The following is a 20,506-nucleotide window of genomic DNA, read 5'->3' as shown; positions in this document are numbered from 1 at the left end:
GCAGGGTTTTATATAATCAAATAGCAATCAATATATAACATTCAAACATGCTATCTAAAATGAAAAGTATCCCATATTATTTGAAATCATTTAAATAGCTAGCCATTAATTATAAAAAAGGGGGCTGAAGTGAATTATAAAACTAATAATAGAGGGTTTACTTTAATCGAGCTTATGGTGGTGGTTGCCATTATAGGCATACTGGCCGCCATCTCATTACCAATATACCAAACCTACACTATCCGCTCTAAAGTGGCGGAAGGCATTATGGCCTTGGCCAATTGCCGTGAAGCGGTTACAGAGGCATCTATGTCTGGCTTTGTTGAGGCCCCAAAAGCTGAAAATGGCTTCAGTTGCGGCAATAATGCTTCAACAGCATATACATTCAATGTAGATACCGATAGCAATGGCAAGATTACGGCCACACTGCATAATATCCCTGAATTAGGCCCCTCAAATAAAATTGAATTAATCCCTTACACCGATGCCGATATGACCAAACCGGCAATATCAGCAGACTTTATTCGCGCAACGGCAAAAGAAATTCGGGCATGGAAATGTTCCGCCCCTGAAATAAATGGCATCCGTGCCTTATATCTACCGGCAAGCTGCCGTTAAATACTGAAATTTCACTGTTTCATACAAATATTTAGCATGAAATAATTGATTAACATTAGAAACCATTATATTAATAATTATGTCTAAACGTATTCGCTATTTTTTAAGCCATTTGGCTGTTTCTTTTATTTTAGCCATTCTAACCACTTTATTGGTAACGCAAGTGTGGTATCCGGCACCTTTATTTAAGGCAGCGGGATTAGCCAAAATTTTCTTTATGATGCTCTCACTTGATGTATTAATCGGGCCTCTATTCTCTTTATTGGTTTATAAAGAAGGCAAAAAAACATTATTATTTGATTTAACCGTTATTATATTTATTCAATTCGCCGCTTTTTCGTATGGTTTTTACAGCATTGCCGAAGGCCGACCCGCTTGGATTGTGTTTAATAAAGATCGGTTCGAGTTAATCCGTATTAATGAAATTGATAATCGGAATATAGATAAAGCATTGCCCGAATATCAAACCGCCCCTTGGAGCGGCCCGAAATGGGTTAAGGTTATGCCCGACAGCCAAAGTATTGAAACACAAAATCAAGTGTTATTTGAAGAAGGGTTAAGCGGCGGTATGTATTCTATAGCCCAATCGCCAATATTCTATCAACCTCTTGATATAGGAAAAGAAAATATTCTCAATAAAAAACAGCCCATTAATAATCTAAAAAAATTTAATACTGCAACCAATATAGATGCATTAACGGTTGAATTCCCGTTAGCAGATACTTTTATGCCTTTAAAATCAAGTGGAAAAGACATGGTTGTGCTTTTGAGCAACAAGCAGCCGGAATGGTATCGAATTGTAGATTTGAATCCGTGGTAAATCATATTTTCAATATAGATTGAATGCCCAACCATATCTATTACATTAACCGGATTTAAACAAACGGGCGGATATACAATCCGCCCCTACAAACTAGCTTCTGTATCTCACGCCATCACAACCATCTGAAACACTTCCCCGCCGATATGAATATCGGCTAAATAATCATGGCGGTCTTCCGTGCATATCGGCAGGCGGATCTGGTTGGCCGCCCATTTTCCACCTTCTTGGCGCACCAATTTATAGCGGTTAAAGCCCATATCCATATCGCGCATGGAAAAACTGACATAAACCTCTTGCGTTTCAGACGGCACATTGTGAATCACAATATCAAACGGGGTTTGTATCGAAACCTGCCCGATAAACGCCACATCTGCACCATTTGGCAGATGGCAGCCTTTTTGAACATTACACTCCGATTCTGCCATTACACGGACATCGGGTTGGCTGTTTTTCCACCACAATAGCCCGCCGACTTTCACTGCGGCAAAAAGCAGTAATAAAACGGCAATCAAAATTTTTTGTTTGTTTGAACCAAGGTTAACAGCCATTCAGACGGCCTCCGTTTCATCATCCATCAATACGGCATGCGCACCTGCTGCCAGCCATAGTTTTTGATATTGCCGCACCAAACCGCTATCGGCCAACACCACCAGCGGCACGGCAACGCCTTTTTCCAATAATGCACACACGGCTTCGGCAGCGGCCTGATGCCCAACCTGCCAAACCACCACATCGGCATCCTGAACGCGCGGCCATTGGGCGGCATCGGAAATCACCACCCACACGCTTTTAGCTTCGGGCATTTTACCGCGTTTAGCCAAGGCTTCTTCGCTAATCAAAACATTTTGATGCTGCGGCTCGGCCAATTCAAACGGCACAACACGGTATTCGCCCATATTGTTTTCACCGTAAAACCCTGTTTTCAGACGGCCTTGTAATGTAGTCGGTACGGCTAATGCGGCCAATAGCGCACCGTTGGCAGGCAACATCGGTGATACATCGAAATCACCCGCCCGCTGCCAAGACCAAGCCTGCCCTTCCCGTGCCTGAAGCTCGCCCGACCAATCCTCTGCTTCGACACGGTAAAACCTTAAATGTACGCGGGCGTGTTCGTAATCATGGATTTTGGTCAGCCACGGGCGGGCGCGGTGTATGTGAATGCCCAATTCTTCTTCAAACTCGCGTTGCAAGGCCTGAAATTCGGTTTCCCCTGCTTCTACCTTGCCGCCGGCAAATTCCCAATAGCCTGCATAGGGCTTGCCCTCCGGCCGCGAACTAAGCAGATAACGGCCTTGCACATCTAAAACCACGCCCGCTACCACGCGAACTAAAGGTCGTGAAACATCCATCGTATTGGCTCTCTGATTTTTGTTAGCCCGAATATACCGAAACGAGCCGTTACCGTCACTTCTATACAAACCGATTTATATTCAAAAAACAAATATATTTTGAAGACCGGAATTATATATCTTATCGATGCCTAACTTAAATAATAAAGCTTCCCCGCCTAAGCCCAAATAGACTAGCAAAGTTAACCGGCCAAACACTCAGGCCGTCTGAAAATAAATTTCATTACATGAGTCATAAAAATATTTTTTGTTAATAATCATAAGCATATAATTGTGATATAATGCCCGATGTTTATTTTTAATTACAATTTAACTTTTTTATTTGACACTATCTGACAAAACACAATAAAAATTTCATAAAACACAAAAAATTTATTCAAGGAGTTTTATTTTGTCCAATCCAAAACAACCTGATAAAAAAACAATCAGCTTCCGCTATAAACCTGCCCAAAACCGGCGCTCATACCGCCACTTGGGCATGTTTGATGCCGATAAAAACTTCCAGCCCCACAGCGTTTCAGATACACCGGATACCCGTATTGATAAATTTACTTTTTTCGGCGTATTAATCATTTTATTTGCTGTCACTCTGCCGCTGGTTGCTTTTCCCGAACAAGGTGCGGAATGGGTAGCCGCCACGAAAACCTTTGTTACCGATAATTTCGGTGTCGGTTACCTGGCATTCGGCGTGCTTGCCTTTATTTTCGTGATATATATCTCTTTTTCAGATATCGGCAGCATCAAGCTAGGCAAACCGGAAGATGAAATAGAATTTAAAACCGGCTCTTGGGCTGCCATGATGTTTTGCGGCGGTATCGGTGCCAGTATTCTTTATTGGGGTATTTTAGAGTGGGTTTATTATTATCAAGGCCCGCCTTTTGCTCTCGAACCCGGTTCTAGAGCGGCAATCCGTTGGGCCAGCACTTACGGACTGTTCCACTGGGGGCCGATTGCATGGGCGATTTATCTGGTACCGGCCATTGCCATTGCCTATTTTGCCCACGTTCGTAATTCGCCCGTATTAAAGGTGAGCCAAAGCCTAATGCCGCTTACCGGTGAAAAATTTGCCAAAAGCAACTGGGGGCGGATGATCGATATCTTCTTCGTTTTCGGTATGATCGGCGGCGGCGCCACCACGCTCGGTTTGGCTTCCCCGATGATTACCCACGGGCTTTACGAACTGTTCGGCACCCCCAACAGCCTCTATATGCAGCTGGCCGTTTTGCTGGTTACCACCATGATTTTCGCATATAGTGCCTATCAAGGCTTAAAAGGCGGTATTCAATTCTTATCGAATATCAACTTTTATATGGCTATTGCGTTTTTAATTTTTGTGTTACTCGCCGGCCCCACCGTTTTCATCTTGAATACCGGCTTGGAAGGCCTCGGCCGCTCGTTAACACAAATGTTCACTATGATGACGTGGACGGAAGCATTCGGCCAGTTTGAACAACACGGCTTTAAAAATACCGGCTTCCCAAAAGATTGGACTATTTTCTATTGGGCTTGGTGGCTGGTATTCGCCCCCACTATCGGCTTGTTTATTGCCAAAATTTCCAAAGGCCGCACCATCCGCCAAATGACCATCGGTTCATTGTTTTTCGGTTCGCTGGGTTGTGCCGTATTCTTTATCGTATTAGGTAACTATGGCCTGTATCTGCAATTATCAGATACTTTGGATGTAGTGGCCGTGTTAAACGAAAAAGGGGCGACGGATACTATTTTCGCTATTTTAAACACCCTGCCTTTTGCCAAACTGGCCATTGCCGTGTTTACCATTTTGGCCGTTATCTTTACCGCAACCACGTTTGACAGTATTTCCTACATTCTTTCTTCCGTGGTGCAAAACGAAGTAGATGGCGAACCCCACCGTTGGAACCGTTTATTTTGGGCGTTTACCTTATGCTTTATGCCGGCCACACTGATGTTTATCGGCGGCTTGGATACGCTTCAGACGGCCTCTATTTTCGCCGGTGCGCCGCTACTGATTATTATGAGTATGATGATGCTTTCTGTTATCAGAGCGGCTAAATATGACTTGTATTACCAGCCCGATTATTCGCTGAAAACCATCCATATCGAGGAAATACCTTCCAATGCACCGTGGGAACACGGTGAAACCTCGCAAGCGCCGGAAGGTTCGGTATGGGCGCAACAGGCAGAATATGAAGAAATGCGCCATAGCAGCGACAGTGATACGGAAGCGCAGTCATAACGTTTCAAACATAATGGGCTAAAAAGCCATCTATCTTTCTTGCTATAAAAGAAAAGGCCGTCTGAATATTATCTTTCAGACGGCCTTATCAATTAATAACCCATCTAGGCCGGACTTCCGAATCCGACATGGGCACATCATCCCAATGATGAAATATTTCCACCATACCGAGCGTTTGGTCGGATACTTATCTTTCTATCACCACGCTCTTTTATACCGCACACAAAACAAAACCGCCTGTCCGATTATCTCGAACAGGCGGTTTACTTATCTTGTCCAACCCTCACCTAAACAGGCTTGTTGGTTTCTTCTTTCAGTTTTTGCAACATATAGAATATACGGGTACGTCTGCGTGATGCGCTCATACTTAGGCGGCTTTAACATTCAACGCTTGCGGGCCTTTAGGACCATCACCGGCAGTGTAGCTGACACGTTGGTTTTCAGCTAAAGTACGGAATCCATCTGATTCAATAGCAGAGAAGTGTACAAACAAATCTTTACCACCGGCTTCCGGTGTAATAAAACCGAAACCTTTGCTCTCGTTAAACCATTTTACTGAACCGAATTGTTGGGTACTCATAAGATATTTCCTTTAAATAAAAATTAAACATAGCCAGAACTAAAGCCGGGGAACTGAAAACTAAGGAAACACAAATGAAATACTTATCAAGAATATCAAACGGAACACAGAGAACAACAGAAACCTAAAATTAATACTAACCAAGCGATGCAGTATGGATGGCTTTATCAGTATGGTCAAGCGTTTTCTTTTTTATTTTTTTCGCATGTTTCAAAAACCGTTTCTGAAATTGAGTATTTAACTCTCAAATATACCCGCAATGAAAATGCAAAACAGGCAGCTTGGTAAACCAAAGCTGCCTGAATATATTGGTCGGAATGAGAGGATTCGAACCTCCGACCCCTTCGTCCCGAACGAAGTGCGCTACCGGGCTGCGCTACATTCCGAAATTTAAGTGGCGTATTATAGGCGCAAGCCGCCTACTTTGGCAAGCGGCAAATCAAGCGGCATGCACCACAAAAATGGCCGGCCTTTTTTTCAAATTGGGCAACGTAGGCAGCTTGCGCCAATCGGCGACGGTTTTGCTGATAATGGTTTGTGTCGGCAGGGTTAAATCACAGGCAACACACAAGCGCACCGCAGGGGAAAGCGTTGCCACGGCATCGGCCAACAAAGCATCATTGCGATACGGCGTTTCGATAAAAATTTGGGTTTCATTCTGCCGTCGCGAATGCTGTTCCAGCATTTTCAGGGCTTGGATACGCTCGGCTTTATCGGTCGGCAAGTAGCCTTTAAAGGCAAAACTCTGCCCGTTTGCACCCGAAGCCATTAACGCCAGCAACAAACTAGACGGACCGACAAGCGGCCGCACTTCAAACCCGTGTTGATGCGCCAAAGCCACCAAGTTTGCGCCCGGATCGGCCACCGCAGGGCAACCTGCTTCGCTGAGAATACCCATACTGCGCCCTTCTTTCAAAGGTGTGAGCAACTCCACAATGGTTTTCGGATTAGTATGTTCGTTGAGCGTTTGCAGGTTAAGCTCGCGAATCGGCGTGGTTATACCCAAATGCTTTAAATGGGCGCGGGCGGTTTTTTCCGCTTCCACCACAAAATCCGTCAGCCCGATAATCTGCTGTTGCTCGTGCGGCAACAAACAAGGCGTATCGGGCGTGCCAAGCGGAGTAGGAATAAGATAAAGAATAGCCGGCATAATATTATCCGTATGAAATAAGGAAAAGTTATATTGGCCGTCTGAAAAACTTATCTTTCAGACGGCCTTTGTGTTCAATATGGCAGTTACAAAACCGTAACGCCCTCAAGCATTAAAAAATCAATCAGTTTGAAAATCGGCAAGCCGATTAAGGCATTCGGATCGCTACTGTCAATCCGCTCTAATAAAGCCGCCCCTAATCCTTCGCTTTTTGCCGCACCGGCACAATAAACGGCATCCGGCTCGCGCTCTAGATACAGGCGGATTTGTTCGGGTGTAAGCGTGCGCATGGTGACAACGGTTTTATCCACATGGGTTTGCAGGCCGTCTGAAACCGTATTCAATAAGCAAACGGCACTATAAAACTCAATCCGTTGCCCGCTTAATTCGGCAAGCATTTGTTGCGCATTGGCTACGGTCATCGGTTTGCCGAGTTGGCGCCCGTTGCACCATGCCACTTGGTCGGCGCCGATAATAAGCGCCTGCGGGAATTTAGCCGCCAATGAGCGTGCTTTGCCCACGGCAAGGCGTAGCGCGGTTTGTTCGGCGGTTTCACCGGATTGCGGGATTTCGTCATAATCAGGGGAGGCCGTCTGAAAAGGCAAACCCAACCGTTGCAATTGTGCTTGGCGGAATACCGAACTGGAACCTAAAATAAGCGGCAAAGTGGCTTTCATACATGTAAAAACATTGACGTTAAACTGTTAAAATTATATCATACCCCGTTTATGTCAGACCTTAATTTGATTGACCCCGTTGCTTTCGCCACCGAAAAGCAAAGTCTGCACGGCAGATTTTTGCTGAGCGAGCTGGACGAACGCGTTTGGTCGCACGAATATTTTGCCGACAAACAGGCCGAAGTATCGTTTACGCTGCAAGGCGGAACCGATAACTTACAACGTTTGTTTTTAGATTTGAGCATAAAAGAAGAAATACCGCTGGTTTGCCAGCGCTGCATGCTTCCCTTTCCGTTCAAATTAAATGAAACAAGCCGTATCGTTTTGTTTGACGATGAAAAAAGCCTTGACGATGCCATGCTTTCCGATGATGAGTTGGAAGGGATGTTGATTGAAAAAGAGCTGGATGTGCGCACTTTGGTAGAAGACCAAATCTTGATGGCATTGCCGTTTTCACCCCGCCACGAAAACTGCGACAATGCGGCACTGGAAAAAGCAAATCAAGACAAACCCAATCCGTTTGCCGTTTTGGCAGGGCTGAAAAGCAACCGCTAACCGGTTTTATAGTTTTACAGTTTTATATTTTAGGAGCTTGAAATGGCCGTTCAACAAAACAAAAAATCCCCCTCTAAACGCGGTATGCACCGTTCACACGATGCCCTGACTGCGCCCGCTCTGTCTGTTGACAGCGCAACCGGCGAAGTACACCGCCCGCACCACATTTCCCCCAACGGTATGTACCGTGGCCGTAAAGTGGCTAAGGCCAAAGACGAGTAAATCGCGTTTTATCAGATGAAAGCCAGAAGATTGCCTATCTAATGCAACTGCTGGCTTTTTTGCATCATAATAACCGCCTCCTAAATGAAACCGAGGCCGTCTGAATCACGCCATACAGGGTATGATTTTTCGGCCTTTTCCGGCACTAAAATCATGAAAAAGAAAATTTGGTATACCTATGATGACATACACCGTGTTATCAAACAGCTATCTGTAAAAATCAAAAATTCCGGTGTTCACTATGACGCCATGATTGCCATCGGCGGCGGCGGGTTTATTCCGGCACGCATTCTGCGCTCCTTTTTAAATATCCCCATTTATGCCGTTACCACCGCTTATTATGATAACGATCATGCCGGACAGGTTACCGACAGCGTGAAAAAAATCCAATGGCTGGATCCGCTGCCGGAATCATTGCACGGCAAAAACGTGTTGGTGGTTGATGAAGTCGACGACAGCCGGGTGACACTCGAATTTTGTTTAAACGAATTGGCAAAAGAAGATTTTGCCGGTATCGGCGTAGCGGTATTGCATGAAAAAATCAAAGAAAAAGCAGGCAAAATACCGGAAGACATGCCCTACTTCAGCGGCATTACCGTACCGGACTGGTGGATTAATTATCCTTGGGATGCCGAAGATATTGATGCGCACAACAGCTTGGCGGCACAATCCAAAATCGATTAACATTGCCAAGCAGCATAACAAACAAGCAACCGTTTCGGCGGTATAGAGTAAGCCGTCTGAAAAATATATATCCGGCGGACGCATTCCGCCGTATTATTATGATCTTTACGATCTGATACACTCTATTTATCCGGCTGACATTCCGAGCAGCCTGAGGCCGCAAAAATATCCGTACGAACCACACAACACCAAATCTTAATGCCCACCCACATAAAACAACCGTATGCACACCTTGCCATAAACAACAAGCAAATACGGTAGCGGCCTGATAGTGATTCGAACAAAACAAACCGGTATTTCAGACGGCCTTATGCCGCTAAAATACAGATAGCAATATGGAGAAAACCATGATTACATTGGCAGTAGATGCCATGGGCGGCGACGCCGGCTTAAAGGTTACCGTTCCCGGAGCCGTAGCTTTCCTGAAACAACAAAGTAATGTGCATTTGATAATGGTAGGCGATGAAGAACTTTTAAAAACCGCCCTCACCGCCGCACATGCACCGATGGACCGTATCACCATCCGACACTCCACCCAAATCATCGAAATGGACGAGGCTCCGCAACTGGCATTGAAAAACAAAAAAGATTCTTCTCTGCGCGTGGCCATCAACCAAGTAAAAGAAGGTTTGGCGCAAGCTGCCGTATCGGCAGGCAATACCGGCGCCCTGATGGCAACGGCAAGATTCGTATTGAAAACCATTCCGGGCATCGAGCGGCCGGCGATTGCCAAATTCATCCCCTCTGCCGACAATCACATGACTTTAATACTGGATCTGGGTGCCAATGTCGATTGCACACCTGAGCAATTGGTGCAGTTTGCCATTATCGGCAGCGAACTTTATCAGGCACTGTATCCGGAGAATACTCCGCCGCGTGTCGGTTTATTGAATGTCGGCACCGAAGATATCAAGGGAACGGAATCCGTTAAACAGACTTTTGAATTGTTAAAACAAACCCAGCTGAATTTTATCGGCAATGTGGAAGGAAATAATATTTTCACCGGCACGGTTGATGTGATTGTGGCCAATGGTTTCGTGGGCAATATCGTCTTAAAAACCATTGAAGGCGTAGCCAAATTTATGGGTGGCGCTATCAAAGACGAATTTAGTGCCAATCTGTTTACTAAAGCGGCCGCTTTAGTTGCCATGCCTGCTTTAAAAGGCTTTAAAGGCAAATTCGACCCGCGCCGCTTCAACGGTGCTATTTTTCTCGGTTTGCGCGGTGTAGTGGTTAAAAGCCACGGCGGCACCGATGCACTCGGCTTTGCTTATGCGCTGGAAGAAGCCTATCACGAAGCCCATGCCGACAGCTTGGCCAAAATCGAACAAGGCGTCGCCACACAACTGGCAGTTTTGGCTGAAAACCAAATAGCCAATGATTCGGCCGTTGCCGACAATATCGGTTAAAAAGCCATCCTTAGGCGGATTTATCCGTCTAAGGAATATCGCTGCTAAAAATATCGGTATACTTTTGAATTAAAAGCATATCCGATCAAATAATAGGCTTAACGAAAAGGCCGTCTGAACAGTTTTCAGACGGCCTTTTATTGCATAAATGATTCAAACTAAAAGTTATACGGCATCGGCTTCCTCGGCCAAGAATCCGCGCAGTTTTTGCATGGCTTTGGCTTCGATTTGACGGATACGCTCGGCAGATACACCATACTCGGCAGCCAAATCGTGTAGTGTCAAACCACCGTCATCTTGCAACCAACGGCTTTCGACAATACGGCGGCTGCGGTCGTCCAATTTCGCCAAGGCGTTTTGCAAGCCTTCGGTTTGCAATGCGTAATGGGCTTTTTGGGCAATCTGGCTGGTCGGTTCGGTATCGTTGTCGGCCAACCAGTCAATCGGCGCGAAGCTGTCTTCATTGTCGCTGTTATCGGCCATAATACCGATATCGCGACCGGTCATACGCTGTTCCATTTCCATCACTTCTGAAAGTTTTACCCCCAAATCATCGGCAATCGCTTGGGCTTCTTTGGGTGATAAAGCATTCAAATTTTTACGCATGCTGCGCAGGTTAAAGAACAATTTACGTTGCGGTTTGGTGGTAGCCACACGAACCAAGCGCCAGTTGCGCAAAATAAATTCGTGAATTTCGGCTTTAATCCAATGCACGGCAAACGAAAACAGGCGTGCGCCACGGGTCGGCTCGAAACGTTTTACCGCTTTCATCAGGCCGATATTGCCTTCTTGAATCAGGTCGGCTTGGTTCAAACCGTAGCCGTCATAACCGCGGGCAATCGATACGACTACACGCAAGTGTGAAAGAATCAGTTTTTTAGCGGCTTCTAAATCGCCTTTTTGTTGGCGTTCCGCCAGAGAAGTTTCTTCCTCGGCAGAAAGCATGGGAATATTGTTTACAGTATGAATGTATTGTTCCAAGCTACCATGACCGCTAGGTACGGGTAATGCAATGGCGTTCATTTTCATCTGTTGGCTTTCCTTATGTTTATGTGTTGAACTGTCGTTTATATGACAGCTTTTGATTAAATATTATTTATTCAACTCTATGCTTCTAACTTATATTAGACAAAAATTTTATGTATATTTTCTATACATGATAGGTAAATTTTTGTATTTTTAAGTTTTCGATTGATTTTAAATATTTGAGTGTTTTTATCAGGATTGTTTGTATTATAGCAAAGAATGTATCCCTTGTGCTTTACCCACAGGAAAGACTCTATCGTTATACGGTTAAGGTTCTTTTTACGCCTTATCTACTAAAACCGTGTTTTTCAGACGGCCGCTATGACTGCTATCAAAGGCCGTCTGAAACATTTCTTCTGCGCCTGCCCGATAACCACAATACGGCAGCCGCAACGGTTAATAATATCACCAACGGCCACGAACCGCCTAATTTCATATAAGGCGTTTCCCCCTCATAGCCTTCGATAGTGCCTTCCAATACGGCATCGATATCCGGTTCTATACTGCGGACAACCCGCCCTTTCGGATCCACAATCGCCGTTGCACCGGTATTGGTGGCGCGCACCATATAACGCCCCAATTCCAATGCGCGCGCTTGTGATTGCTGCAAATGTTGGAACATGGCATTCGATTCGCCATACCAAGCCATATTGCTGGCATTGGCCAATAGACTGGCCTGTTTGGCAGAGGCAATCAATTCGTCGCCGAAACCGTCTTCATAGCAAATATTAAACGCCACTTTCTGATTGGCCATCTGAAACGGCTTTTGCGCACTGCCGCCGCGTTGGAAATCAGCCAACGGCATATTCATTAAGCGGTATAACGGTTCGGTTAGCCACGGCAACGGTTTGTATTCGCCAAACGGCACCAAATGGTTTTTCGCATAATAAGGCACATCATCGGGTGCGGCCGGATTGTATTCGGCCAGATTAATCACGGCGTTTTCATAGTTTTGGCCGTCTGAAGTATATTGGCTGATGCCGATAGCCAGCGCACTGCCGTTCAGCCGTGCTTGTGCGGCAAACTGATCGATTAATCCTTCGGGTAAATCCTGCCGCATTAACGGAATAGCGGTTTCCGGCAAAATCACAATATCCGCATGAGTGGCGGCAATTTGCCCGTAGTAGCGGTTTAGCGTCGGGTAGAACTGTTCGGGGCTCCATTTTAACGCTTGCGGAATATTGCCCTGCGCCAATGCCACGGTAGCGGTGCTGCCGTCCGGCCGGGTAAAGTCGGTTTGGCGTGCCACATAACCGACGGCGAATAACGCGATTAGGGCAACTGCGGCGGCGATACGTTCTTTCAGACGGCCTTGCGGTTGATCCGCCAACAACACCAGCCAAGCGCCGGCAAAAGCCGTTGCCAAGGTAACCAAATGGATGCCGCCCAAGGGCGCGAAGCCGGCCAACGGGCTGCTATCGGCAATCTGCGAATAACCGAGCGCACCCCATGCAAAGCCGGTGAGCAGGCGTTCGCGGGCAAACTCGGTTAATGTCCATAATATCGGCAGTGCCAAACCGATACGCCAAGCGCGTGGCAAGGTGATTTTTTTCAATAGCCAAAACGCGGCGGCCGGATACAGGGCAAGGAAAGCGGGCAATAGGAAGGTGAGCGGAACGGCATAAAGATTGGGCAAACCCGATACGGTATGCAAGGCGGTATAAATCCAATAAAACTGCGTGGTATAAGCAATCAGGCCGAAAAGATAAGCCGTGCGGACGGTATATTGCGGGCGTAGTTCGGTGAGGCGTATCAATGCGCCGAATAATAACGGCATCAGCCAAAAATGATAATACGGCGCGAATGTCAGCGGTGTGGCGGCGGCAATCACCACCACCAGCGGCCAATAAAACAACGGCTTTTGAAAAAGCACTTCGGTTTTCTGTATCAGATTCATAAATTCATCATCCGCACCCGTTAGGTTAAGAGAGGCCGTCTGAAAACGGCTGGATTTTAATGATTAATGTGCCGCGTTCTTGCCCATCAGTTTCATAAGCGGCAATACCACGGCACATACCAACGCGCCGGACAATACGCCCACCACCAAAGTAGCAATATGGCTGCGGATACCGGTATCCCAATGCAAAGCATGTAAGAAGTGATGTACGAAATCCAAATTGTGCACAATAATACCGCCGCCCACCAAAAACATCGCCAACATGCCGATCACACTCAAAGCACGCATAAACCACGGCATAAACAAAATCATACCCTTGCCCAACGCCTGCGCGGCAGCACTCGGTTTTCTCATCAGCCACATACCGAAATCATCGGTTTTCACAATAACCGCCACCACGCCGTATACCAGCGCGGTCATGGCAATACCGATAATCGCCAACACCACCGCTTGGCTGGCCACACCATAATCCTCGACCACGCCCAAAGCAATAATAATGATTTCGGCGGAAAGAATAAAATCGGTACGAATCGCACCTTTAACTTTGGTTTTCTCATCGGTGAGTTCATCGCCGACGGCATGACGGGGCTCTTCGGCAGTCTCGCGGTTTAAATATTGGTGCAATAACTTTTCCACACCCTCAAAGCAAAGAAAAGCACCGCCCAACAATAACAACGGCTTAATCAACACCGGTATAAATACCGACAGCAATATGGCAACGGGCACTAAAATCGCCTTATTCACCAGCGAGCCTTTGGCCACTGCCCATACAATCGGCAACTCCCTATCGGCTTTCACACCGGTAACCTGATTGGCATTCAAGGCTAAATCATCGCCCACCACGCCCGCGGTTTTCTTAGCGGCCATTTTGGTCATTAAGGCCACATCATCCAATACCGAAACAATATCATCGAGTAATGTAAATAAAGAGGCAAAAGCCATATTGCTTTCCTAAACAATCCGTTTATCCAACCGCGCATTATAGCGGATTTCAGATGTGCGTATGCTCTTTCAGACGGCCTTAAACTGAATAAGATAAGCGGCTGCTATTATGAAACAATGTCTTCGAATACAAAGGCCGTCTGAAAAGTTTTCAGACGGCCTGTTTCATTCTGCCGACACCGATTATTGGTTGCCGGCAATAATTTGTAAAAGCTGCGGCAGCGGGCTGAATCCGCTTTGGCTGCGGCCATTTGGGAACACCAGCGTCGGCGTACCGTTAAAGCCGAGCTGTTCGCCCAATGAAGTGGTTTCCGCCACGGGGTTATCACACGTTGCCACCTGCGGCGGCAATTTGCCTTCGCGCATCCAAGTATTCCAAGCGGCGGTCGGATTGGGCTGACACCAGATTTGTTCCGCTTTTCGCGCCGCATCGGGGTGCAGGCTGGCAATCGGCATCATAAAGTTGTAAATCGTGATGTCGCTCATTTTAACAAATTCATTTTCCAAGCGGCGGCAGAACGGACAATCCGGATCGGAAAATACCGCCACTTTTAATTTACCATTACCGCGTACTTCCTTAATCGCCTTAGCCAGCGGCAACGCATTGAAATCGACCACATTCAACTCGGCCACGCGCTCTTGGGTAAGGTCTTTGCGGTTTTTCACGTCGAGCATGCTGCCTTGAACCAAATAGCCGGCATTGGCATCGGTATAGATAATCTGTTTGCCGGACACCACCACCTCATACAGGCCGTCCATCGGCGTACCCCGTACGCTTTTGACTTTCAGGTTCTGGCTGGCATAAGCCTCTTCCAGCTTGGTTTTAATGGAAGTGGCCAATTTTTTATCAATATTGGTCGTAAACTCAGCGCTCGAACTGGCGCCTGCATCCGAAGCCGAACCTGTATTCGCAGCGGCACTAGAAGCGGCAGAAGCCGACTGAGCCGCAGAAGCCGCCGGTGCGGACTCACTTTTTTCTACCGGCGTCTGACCGCATGCCAATAAAGGCAGCAAGATGGCCGGCAAAGTAGCATATAAAAACTTTTTACTCATAATATTTCCGTATTCATCAGGCCGTCTGAAAACCAGCCCGACCTCTTGATGTTATGATTTCATAAACGTTTTGAAAGTTCGATTGTACCAAATCTTACGCGGTTGCCGTAAAAATAACATAAACAATACAATAGTAAACCATATTATCTTATATAACATTTTCACATAAACACACCGATTCGGCTCTTATTCCCCAAACCGAAAAACCATCCGCACCGCTATTCATGCGGCATTACCGCCACACTTGGCGCACCGCCCGCTTCATGCCACAATGCCATATCCCTCAACGGAGCGACGCCATGCACCCTATTTTAGCTTTCGATATCGAAACCGTACCCGATGTACAAGGCATACGCCTGTTAAACGATTTACCCGCAGATGTAGATGATGCCGATGTGGTTACATTTGCCCAACAGCAACGCCGCGCCCGCACCGGCAGCGATTTTATGCAACACCACCTGCACCAAGTGGTTGCCATTTCCTGCTGTATGCGCTGGGGGCAGGATAAAATCCACGTCGGCACCATCGGCGAAACCAGCGACAGCGAAGAAACCATGATTGCCAAGTTTTTCGATCTAATCGAAACCCATACCCCGCAACTGGTCAGCTGGAACGGCGGCGGTTTCGACTTGCCCGTATTGCACTACCGCGCCCTCATCCACGGCATTCCCGCCGCCCGCTATTGGGATACCGGCGACGGCGATTTCGGCGACAGCCGCGATTTCAAATGGAACAACTACATCAGCCGCTATCACAACCGCCATTGCGACCTCATGGACTTACTCGCACTCTACCAGCCCCGCGCCAGCGTACCGCTCGACGACATGGCCAAGCTCTGCGGTTTTCCCGGCAAACTCGGCATGGACGGCAGCAAAGTTTGGGCAGCCTATCATGCAGGCCGTCTGAAAGACATCCGCGACTATTGCGAAACCGATGCCGCCAACACCTATCTGATGTATCTGCGCTTCCGCATGATGAGCGGCGCACTCGATGCCGACGAATACGAAATGGAAATCAAACGGCTGAAAAACTATCTGAAAACACTGGCCGAAGAGAAAACACACTGGGCGGAGTTTTGCAGCGAATGGAAATAACCCCTATCGGCAAGCCAACCCGCCTTTGCGATACAATCCTTTTTTCACCACCGCAAACAGCTAAGGCCGTCTGAAAAAATGAACACACCCGATTGCGCCATTCTCGGCATGGGCTATTTAGGCCGGCCGTTGGCAGAAAAATTTTTTGAACAAGGCAGCCGCGTATCGGCATTAAAACGACACATAACGTCTGACGACATCAATCTGCCGATTGACCTACACGCCGCCGATTTAAACCAAGCCGCCGCTTTTCAGGCAAACTTTTGGCCGACTTGGGCAGACAAACCCGTTTGGTTCTGCCTGCTGCCGCCCTCGGCCGTAACCCAATATGCCGACGTATTGGCCGCATGGCTTGCATTAGCCGAACAATACGGCATCGGCCATATTGTTTACGGCAGCAGTACCGGCGTTTATGGCAACGAAGCCAGAGAATGCAGCGAAAGCAGCACACCGAACCCGCAAACCGAAAGCGCACGCAAAGTATGGCAGGCCGAACAACTGTTTCTTAATAGCAGTATTGAAAATATTGACATTCTGCGCTTCGGCGGCCTCTATTCGATCGAGCGGCATCCGCTCAACAGCTTATTGAAACGCCGCCAAATCGCCGGTGCCCACCAACCGGTCAACGTGATACACCAAAGCCGCGCCGTAGAAGCCCTACATTACGCCGCCTGCACCCCCAACGGCAGGCGCATACGCAATATTGTCGAAAACCGACATCCGCCCAAACAGCAATTTTATCAGCAGGAAGCCGCCAAGCTCGGCCTGCCCGAAGCCGATTTCGCCCCCGACGACGACAGCAGCGGTAAAATCGTGACCACGGTTTATCATGATTTTGCCCGTTTTTTAGCCTAAACCCTGTTTACCCAACAAACAGGCCGTCTGAAACCTTTCAGACGGCCTAAGAATGAAAGCACCAATATGAGCGCACTTCTTCCCGTTATGAACCATTTAATCGCCCAAAACCGCGAAACCCAAGCCGGCTTGGCCGGATTTTCAGGCAAATCGTTCAGCATGCAGGCCGCCGGCCTACATATTCACGGCATTTTAGACGATCAGGGTTTTCTCAAACCCGACAACGGCCAACCCGACACCCAAATCACATTCCGCCCCAGCGCCGTACAAAAAATCCTACAAGGCCAAACTCCGGGCATCGGCGACGTCGGCATCAGCGGCGACACCCGTTTGGGCATGGCCTTATTGCCGCTTATCGGCAGCCTGCGCTACTACGCACAAGACGACTTAAGCCGCCTGCTCGGCGACAACCTCGCCAGCAATATCGGCACACGCACGGCACACGCTAACCGCCTCTTCAAACAAATGGGGCAAAGCGTTTTGGAACAACTCGGCGAATTTGCCCGCGAACCGGAATCGCCCGTGCCCGACCGCGAAACGCTGGCCGCATGGTCTGCCGAAGTCGATACCCTGCGCGACGACACCTCACGGCTGGAAGCGCGCTTGGCCAAGCTGGAAAAACAAGCCGTCGACCAAGCTGAAGCCACGCATCCGAATCACGAATAAGACCGATACCGGATATATTGTTCAGACGGCCTCAACACCAAACAACGGGCGGATAATATCCGCCCGTTGTTTTATCCAGCCATTATCAAAGCGGTATCCGTGTTAACGTTTTTCCGCCGCCAATACCTTAGCCACCGTATCCACCACCGCCTGCGTTTGCGGGTCTACTTCAATATTCACCACATCGCCAACCTGACGGCTGCCGAACAAAGTGCGTTGTAAGGTTTCGGGAATCAGGTGCACATTAAATTCATTATCGGTCACGCTGCCGATGGTGAGACTGCATCCGTCCAAACCGACAAAACCTTTGGTGAGGATATAGGGTTTTAATTCGGCCGGCAGCGCAAACCACAAAGTACGGTTGTGTTCGTTTTGTTCGATACGGGTAATCTTGGTCGTTGCCATAATATGGCCGCTCATCAAATGGCCGCCGATTTCATCGCCGAAACGGGCGGCACGTTCCAAGTTCACCAAACCGCCCGCTTCCAATCCGCCGAGATTGGTTTTGGCCAAAGTTTCCGCCATCAGGTCGAAATCAACCTGCCGCCCGTTAATGCGGGTAATGGTCAGGCAGCAGCCGTTGTTGGCCACCGAAGCGCCGGTTTGAAGATTGTCGGCCATATTTTCAGGCAGCTCGACCGTAAACGTGCAGAAATCAGCAGCAGGCATCTCTTTGGCAACAATTTTGCCCACGCCTTGTACAATACCGGTAAACATAAATAATTTTCCTAAATAAACAATATATTAAATTATCAGCCAAGCGGCGGCACGCCCGACAAACTGATAAACATGCCCGCAATCACCGCGCTCATCAAATTCGACAGCGAGCCGGCAATCATGGCCTTAAACCCCAAGCGCGCCACATCATGGCGGCGGTTCGGCGCCATAATACTCAAACCGCCTACCAGCACCGCAATCGAGCCCAGGTTGGCAAACCCGCACAAAGCAAAAGAAATAATCGCCTGAGTATGGCTGCTTAATTGTACGGCAGATTCGGGCGTCAGATACTTCACAAATTCGGCATACGCCACAAACTCGTTCACCACCAACTTCTGCCCGATAAGCGACCCGGCCACGCCCGCTTCCTGCCACGGGATACCGATTACCCACGCCAGCGGCGCAAACAATACCCCTAAAATGCCTTGCAAGGTTACATCTTCATAGCCGAACCAACCTGCCACACCGCCGATCATGCCGTTAATCAACGCAATCAGCGCCACAAACGCCAGCAGCGAAGCGCCGACGGCAAACGCAATCTGCGCCCCGGTTACCGCGCCGCCGGCCGCCGCATCAATCACATTGGCCGGTTTTTCCGTTTCGGTATCTTCTTCCACCTCAGTGATTTCAGGCTTTTTTCCGGTTTCCGGCACCAACAACTTGGCAAACAGCAACCCGCCCGGCGCCGCCATAAACGATGCCGCAATCAGATAAGGCAGCGGCACCCCCATTTGGGCATAACCGGCCAACACCGACCCGGCCACCGAAGCCAAACCGCCGCTCATAATAGCGAACAGTTCGGACTCGGTCATCGTGCGGATATACGGGCGCACCACCAACGGCGCTTCGGTTTGGCCGACAAAAATATTGGCGGCCGCCGACATCGATTCCGTTTTCGACGTGCCCAGAATTTTTTGCAAAAAACCGCCGATCAACTTAATCAGCAGCTGCATCACGCCGATATAATACAGTACCGCCATCAACGATGAAAAAAACACAATCATCGGCAACACACGAAACGCAAACACAAAACCGCCGCCGCCAAACACTTCAAACATTTGATCGGACACCAAACCGCCAAACAGGAAAGCCACCCCGTCGTTACCATAGGCAATCACATTATCAACCGCTTCGGAAATACCCAGCAGGCCGTCGCGCCCCCACGGCACATAAAGCACCAGCGCACCCAAAGCCACCTGAATCAGAAACGCCCCCGCAACGGTGCGTAAATTAATCGCTTTCCGGCTACTGGAAAGCAATACGGCAATCGCGATTAAAACCGCCATACCGAGCAAACTATGCAATACGCCCATGAGCCTCTTCCTTTTCGGATAAATCGGCCTCATTATAAATAAAACAAACTCGTTCAGGCCATCTGAAAACTGATAAGATAAAAAAAACAGCCGTTGCCCCGCAGTAGCCTACCGCAAAAACCGCACGGCCGGACTGCCCGTAAAACAGGCCGTCTGAATATAAAAACATGCAATAAACCTGAAACTTAAGATAGGAAATACCATGTCTTCATACCGTTTTACCCTACCCTCGTCTTCCGGCCAAGATTTCGTTTCCGACGAACACCTGCCGCTGATTATCTATTTTTACCCCAAAGACAACACCCCCGGCTGCACCACCGAAGGGCTGGACTTCAACGCCCGTTTGGAACAATTCCAGGCACTCGGCTATACCGTGGTCGGCATTTCGCGCGACAGCGTCAAATCGCATCAAAACTTTTGCAACAAACAAGGTTTCCGCTTCGAACTTTTGAGCGACAAAGAAGAAACCGTGTGCAAAATGTTCGACGTCATCAAACTGAAAAAACTCTACGGCAAAGAATCATTGGGCATCGAACGCAGCACCTTTGTACTCAACGAAAAAGGTGAAATCATCCACGAATGGCGCAAAGTCAAAGCCGCCGGACACGCCCAAGAAGTATTGGAAACCCTGAGCCGGTAAGCTGTCCGCTCTCTTTAAAAA

22 protein-coding genes and 1 tRNA gene are annotated in these 20,506 nt (G+C 48.1%); 11 read left to right on the top strand and 12 right to left on the bottom strand.

Annotated elements, in window-relative coordinates:
- The first annotated feature begins 129 nt into the window (after nucleotides 1-129).
- Together NXS09_RS02610 and tfpZ are read left to right on the top strand one after the other, a co-directional pair.
- A complete protein-coding gene (locus NXS09_RS02610) occupies nucleotides 130-618 on the top strand; it encodes a pilin (RefSeq protein WP_353617867.1) in 489 nt (162 codons plus the stop codon).
- Between the two features lie 79 nt (nucleotides 619-697).
- Nucleotides 698-1,438 (top strand): TfpX/TfpZ family type IV pilin accessory protein, encoded by a 741-nt coding sequence (gene tfpZ, locus NXS09_RS02605; protein ID WP_259291003.1) that lies wholly within the window; start codon nucleotides 698-700, stop codon nucleotides 1,436-1,438.
- A 107-nt stretch (nucleotides 1,439-1,545) separates the two neighbouring features.
- Here tfpZ and NXS09_RS02600 read toward each other — a convergent pair whose 3' ends face one another.
- Together NXS09_RS02600 and NXS09_RS02595 are read right to left on the bottom strand one after the other, a co-directional pair.
- Entirely contained in the window at nucleotides 1,546-1,989 is a 444-nt protein-coding gene (locus NXS09_RS02600; protein ID WP_259291002.1) for a hypothetical protein, read from the bottom strand.
- Nucleotides 1,990-2,790, bottom strand: a complete 801-nt coding sequence (locus NXS09_RS02595; protein WP_259291001.1) for an NUDIX domain-containing protein — start codon at nucleotides 2,788-2,790, stop codon at nucleotides 1,990-1,992.
- 391 nt (nucleotides 2,791-3,181) lie between these two features.
- Between NXS09_RS02595 and NXS09_RS02590 the strand changes: the two genes are divergently transcribed.
- Nucleotides 3,182-5,005 (top strand): BCCT family transporter, encoded by a 1,824-nt coding sequence (locus tag NXS09_RS02590; RefSeq protein ID WP_259291000.1) that lies wholly within the window; start codon nucleotides 3,182-3,184, stop codon nucleotides 5,003-5,005.
- 367 nt (nucleotides 5,006-5,372) lie between these two features.
- Here the strand turns inward: NXS09_RS02590 and NXS09_RS02585 are convergent, their stop codons facing one another.
- The 4 genes from NXS09_RS02585 to NXS09_RS02570 all read right to left on the bottom strand — a co-directional run bounded on the left by NXS09_RS02585 (nucleotide 5,373) and on the right by NXS09_RS02570 (nucleotide 7,412).
- Complete coding sequence (locus tag NXS09_RS02585; protein WP_259290999.1) at nucleotides 5,373-5,585, bottom strand: cold-shock protein; 213 nt, start codon at nucleotides 5,583-5,585, stop codon at nucleotides 5,373-5,375.
- 309 nt (nucleotides 5,586-5,894) lie between these two features.
- Nucleotides 5,895-5,971 (bottom strand) — tRNA-Pro (locus NXS09_RS02580).
- Nucleotides 5,972-6,024: 53 nt separating this feature from the next.
- Entirely contained in the window at nucleotides 6,025-6,735 is a 711-nt protein-coding gene (locus NXS09_RS02575; RefSeq protein ID WP_259290998.1) for an SAM-dependent methyltransferase, read from the bottom strand.
- Between the two features lie 86 nt (nucleotides 6,736-6,821).
- Entirely contained in the window at nucleotides 6,822-7,412 is a 591-nt protein-coding gene (locus NXS09_RS02570; RefSeq protein ID WP_259290997.1) for a Maf family protein, read from the bottom strand.
- A 51-nt stretch (nucleotides 7,413-7,463) separates the two neighbouring features.
- Here NXS09_RS02570 and NXS09_RS02565 point away from each other — a divergent pair, with 51 nt between their 5' ends.
- The 4 genes from NXS09_RS02565 to plsX all read left to right on the top strand — a co-directional run bounded on the left by NXS09_RS02565 (nucleotide 7,464) and on the right by plsX (nucleotide 10,282).
- The gene (locus NXS09_RS02565) at nucleotides 7,464-7,967 is read left to right on the top strand and encodes a YceD family protein (protein WP_259290996.1); all 504 of its coding nucleotides are present in this window, start codon (nucleotides 7,464-7,466) and stop codon (nucleotides 7,965-7,967) included.
- A gap of 42 nt (nucleotides 7,968-8,009) precedes the next feature.
- The gene (gene rpmF, locus NXS09_RS02560; RefSeq protein ID WP_259290995.1) at nucleotides 8,010-8,189 is read left to right on the top strand and encodes a 50S ribosomal protein L32; all 180 of its coding nucleotides are present in this window, start codon (nucleotides 8,010-8,012) and stop codon (nucleotides 8,187-8,189) included.
- A 153-nt stretch (nucleotides 8,190-8,342) separates the two neighbouring features.
- Nucleotides 8,343-8,873, top strand: a complete 531-nt coding sequence (locus tag NXS09_RS02555) for a phosphoribosyltransferase (RefSeq protein ID WP_259290994.1) — start codon at nucleotides 8,343-8,345, stop codon at nucleotides 8,871-8,873.
- Between the two features lie 347 nt (nucleotides 8,874-9,220).
- On the top strand, nucleotides 9,221-10,282 hold the full coding sequence (plsX, locus tag NXS09_RS02550) for a phosphate acyltransferase PlsX (protein ID WP_259291309.1): 1,062 nt from the start codon (nucleotides 9,221-9,223) through the stop codon (nucleotides 10,280-10,282).
- Nucleotides 10,283-10,447: 165 nt separating this feature from the next.
- Here the strand turns inward: plsX and rpoH are convergent, their stop codons facing one another.
- From rpoH to NXS09_RS02530, 4 genes are all read right to left on the bottom strand, one after another.
- A complete protein-coding gene (gene rpoH / locus NXS09_RS02545) occupies nucleotides 10,448-11,311 on the bottom strand; it encodes an RNA polymerase sigma factor RpoH (RefSeq protein ID WP_434802997.1) in 864 nt (287 codons plus the stop codon).
- 328 nt (nucleotides 11,312-11,639) lie between these two features.
- Nucleotides 11,640-13,205, bottom strand: coding sequence for an apolipoprotein N-acyltransferase (lnt, locus tag NXS09_RS02540; protein ID WP_259290993.1), 1,566 nt, complete (start codon nucleotides 13,203-13,205; stop codon nucleotides 11,640-11,642).
- Between the two features lie 63 nt (nucleotides 13,206-13,268).
- Nucleotides 13,269-14,147, bottom strand: a complete 879-nt coding sequence (locus NXS09_RS02535) for a DUF808 domain-containing protein (RefSeq protein WP_259290992.1) — start codon at nucleotides 14,145-14,147, stop codon at nucleotides 13,269-13,271.
- Nucleotides 14,148-14,330: 183 nt separating this feature from the next.
- Nucleotides 14,331-15,200, bottom strand: coding sequence for a DsbC family protein (locus NXS09_RS02530; RefSeq protein ID WP_259290991.1), 870 nt, complete (start codon nucleotides 15,198-15,200; stop codon nucleotides 14,331-14,333).
- A gap of 299 nt (nucleotides 15,201-15,499) precedes the next feature.
- Here NXS09_RS02530 and NXS09_RS02525 point away from each other — a divergent pair, with 299 nt between their 5' ends.
- From NXS09_RS02525 to NXS09_RS02515, 3 genes are all read left to right on the top strand, one after another.
- Nucleotides 15,500-16,294, top strand: a complete 795-nt coding sequence (locus NXS09_RS02525) for a 3'-5' exonuclease (protein ID WP_259291307.1) — start codon at nucleotides 15,500-15,502, stop codon at nucleotides 16,292-16,294.
- A gap of 78 nt (nucleotides 16,295-16,372) precedes the next feature.
- Nucleotides 16,373-17,149: an SDR family oxidoreductase gene (locus tag NXS09_RS02520; protein WP_259290990.1), complete on the top strand. Its 777-nt coding sequence runs from the start codon at nucleotides 16,373-16,375 to the stop codon at nucleotides 17,147-17,149.
- A gap of 66 nt (nucleotides 17,150-17,215) precedes the next feature.
- A complete protein-coding gene (locus tag NXS09_RS02515; protein ID WP_259290989.1) occupies nucleotides 17,216-17,815 on the top strand; it encodes a ubiquinone biosynthesis accessory factor UbiJ in 600 nt (199 codons plus the stop codon).
- Nucleotides 17,816-17,917: 102 nt separating this feature from the next.
- Here NXS09_RS02515 and NXS09_RS02510 read toward each other — a convergent pair whose 3' ends face one another.
- Together NXS09_RS02510 and NXS09_RS02505 are read right to left on the bottom strand one after the other, a co-directional pair.
- Nucleotides 17,918-18,532: a riboflavin synthase subunit alpha gene (locus tag NXS09_RS02510; protein WP_151052660.1), complete on the bottom strand. Its 615-nt coding sequence runs from the start codon at nucleotides 18,530-18,532 to the stop codon at nucleotides 17,918-17,920.
- Between the two features lie 35 nt (nucleotides 18,533-18,567).
- Nucleotides 18,568-19,845 carry a NupC/NupG family nucleoside CNT transporter gene (locus tag NXS09_RS02505; protein ID WP_259290988.1) on the bottom strand — a complete coding sequence of 426 codons (1,278 nt, stop codon included), beginning with the start codon at nucleotides 19,843-19,845 and terminating at the stop codon, nucleotides 18,568-18,570.
- Nucleotides 19,846-20,047: 202 nt separating this feature from the next.
- Between NXS09_RS02505 and NXS09_RS02500 the strand changes: the two genes are divergently transcribed.
- Nucleotides 20,048-20,485, top strand: coding sequence for a peroxiredoxin (locus NXS09_RS02500; RefSeq protein WP_151052664.1), 438 nt, complete (start codon nucleotides 20,048-20,050; stop codon nucleotides 20,483-20,485).
- The last annotated feature ends 21 nt before the right edge of the window (nucleotides 20,486-20,506 follow it).

Source organism: Neisseria montereyensis (assembly GCF_024834045.1).
Taxonomy (GTDB): domain Bacteria; phylum Pseudomonadota; class Gammaproteobacteria; order Burkholderiales; family Neisseriaceae; genus Neisseria; species Neisseria montereyensis.
Note: the sequence above shows the minus strand (reverse complement) of the source record. Positions and strands in the feature narration are given on the sequence as shown.

Excerpts from the sequence above, each read along its gene's own strand:
- tfpZ (WP_259291003.1), top strand. The coding sequence starts at position 698 with ATGTCTAAACGTATTCGCTATTTTTTAAGCCATTTGGCTGTTTCTTTT.
- NXS09_RS02600 (WP_259291002.1), bottom strand. The coding sequence starts at position 1,989 with ATGGCTGTTAACCTTGGTTCAAACAAACAAAAAATTTTGATTGCCGTT.
- NXS09_RS02595 (WP_259291001.1), bottom strand. The coding sequence starts at position 2,790 with ATGGATGTTTCACGACCTTTAGTTCGCGTGGTAGCGGGCGTGGTTTTA.
- NXS09_RS02585 (WP_259290999.1), bottom strand. The coding sequence starts at position 5,585 with ATGAGTACCCAACAATTCGGTTCAGTAAAATGGTTTAACGAGAGCAAA.
- NXS09_RS02575 (WP_259290998.1), bottom strand. The coding sequence starts at position 6,735 with ATGCCGGCTATTCTTTATCTTATTCCTACTCCGCTTGGCACGCCCGAT.
- NXS09_RS02570 (WP_259290997.1), bottom strand. The coding sequence starts at position 7,412 with ATGAAAGCCACTTTGCCGCTTATTTTAGGTTCCAGTTCGGTATTCCGC.
- NXS09_RS02565 (WP_259290996.1), top strand. The coding sequence starts at position 7,464 with ATGTCAGACCTTAATTTGATTGACCCCGTTGCTTTCGCCACCGAAAAG.
- rpmF (WP_259290995.1), top strand. The coding sequence starts at position 8,010 with ATGGCCGTTCAACAAAACAAAAAATCCCCCTCTAAACGCGGTATGCAC.
- NXS09_RS02555 (WP_259290994.1), top strand. The coding sequence starts at position 8,343 with ATGAAAAAGAAAATTTGGTATACCTATGATGACATACACCGTGTTATC.
- plsX (WP_259291309.1), top strand. The coding sequence starts at position 9,221 with ATGATTACATTGGCAGTAGATGCCATGGGCGGCGACGCCGGCTTAAAG.
- rpoH (WP_434802997.1), bottom strand. The coding sequence starts at position 11,311 with ATGAAAATGAACGCCATTGCATTACCCGTACCTAGCGGTCATGGTAGC.
- lnt (WP_259290993.1), bottom strand. The coding sequence starts at position 13,205 with ATGAATCTGATACAGAAAACCGAAGTGCTTTTTCAAAAGCCGTTGTTT.
- NXS09_RS02535 (WP_259290992.1), bottom strand. The coding sequence starts at position 14,147 with ATGGCTTTTGCCTCTTTATTTACATTACTCGATGATATTGTTTCGGTA.
- NXS09_RS02530 (WP_259290991.1), bottom strand. The coding sequence starts at position 15,200 with ATGAGTAAAAAGTTTTTATATGCTACTTTGCCGGCCATCTTGCTGCCT.
- NXS09_RS02525 (WP_259291307.1), top strand. The coding sequence starts at position 15,500 with ATGCACCCTATTTTAGCTTTCGATATCGAAACCGTACCCGATGTACAA.
- NXS09_RS02520 (WP_259290990.1), top strand. The coding sequence starts at position 16,373 with ATGAACACACCCGATTGCGCCATTCTCGGCATGGGCTATTTAGGCCGG.
- NXS09_RS02515 (WP_259290989.1), top strand. The coding sequence starts at position 17,216 with ATGAGCGCACTTCTTCCCGTTATGAACCATTTAATCGCCCAAAACCGC.
- NXS09_RS02510 (WP_151052660.1), bottom strand. The coding sequence starts at position 18,532 with ATGTTTACCGGTATTGTACAAGGCGTGGGCAAAATTGTTGCCAAAGAG.
- NXS09_RS02505 (WP_259290988.1), bottom strand. The coding sequence starts at position 19,845 with ATGGGCGTATTGCATAGTTTGCTCGGTATGGCGGTTTTAATCGCGATT.
- NXS09_RS02500 (WP_151052664.1), top strand. The coding sequence starts at position 20,048 with ATGTCTTCATACCGTTTTACCCTACCCTCGTCTTCCGGCCAAGATTTC.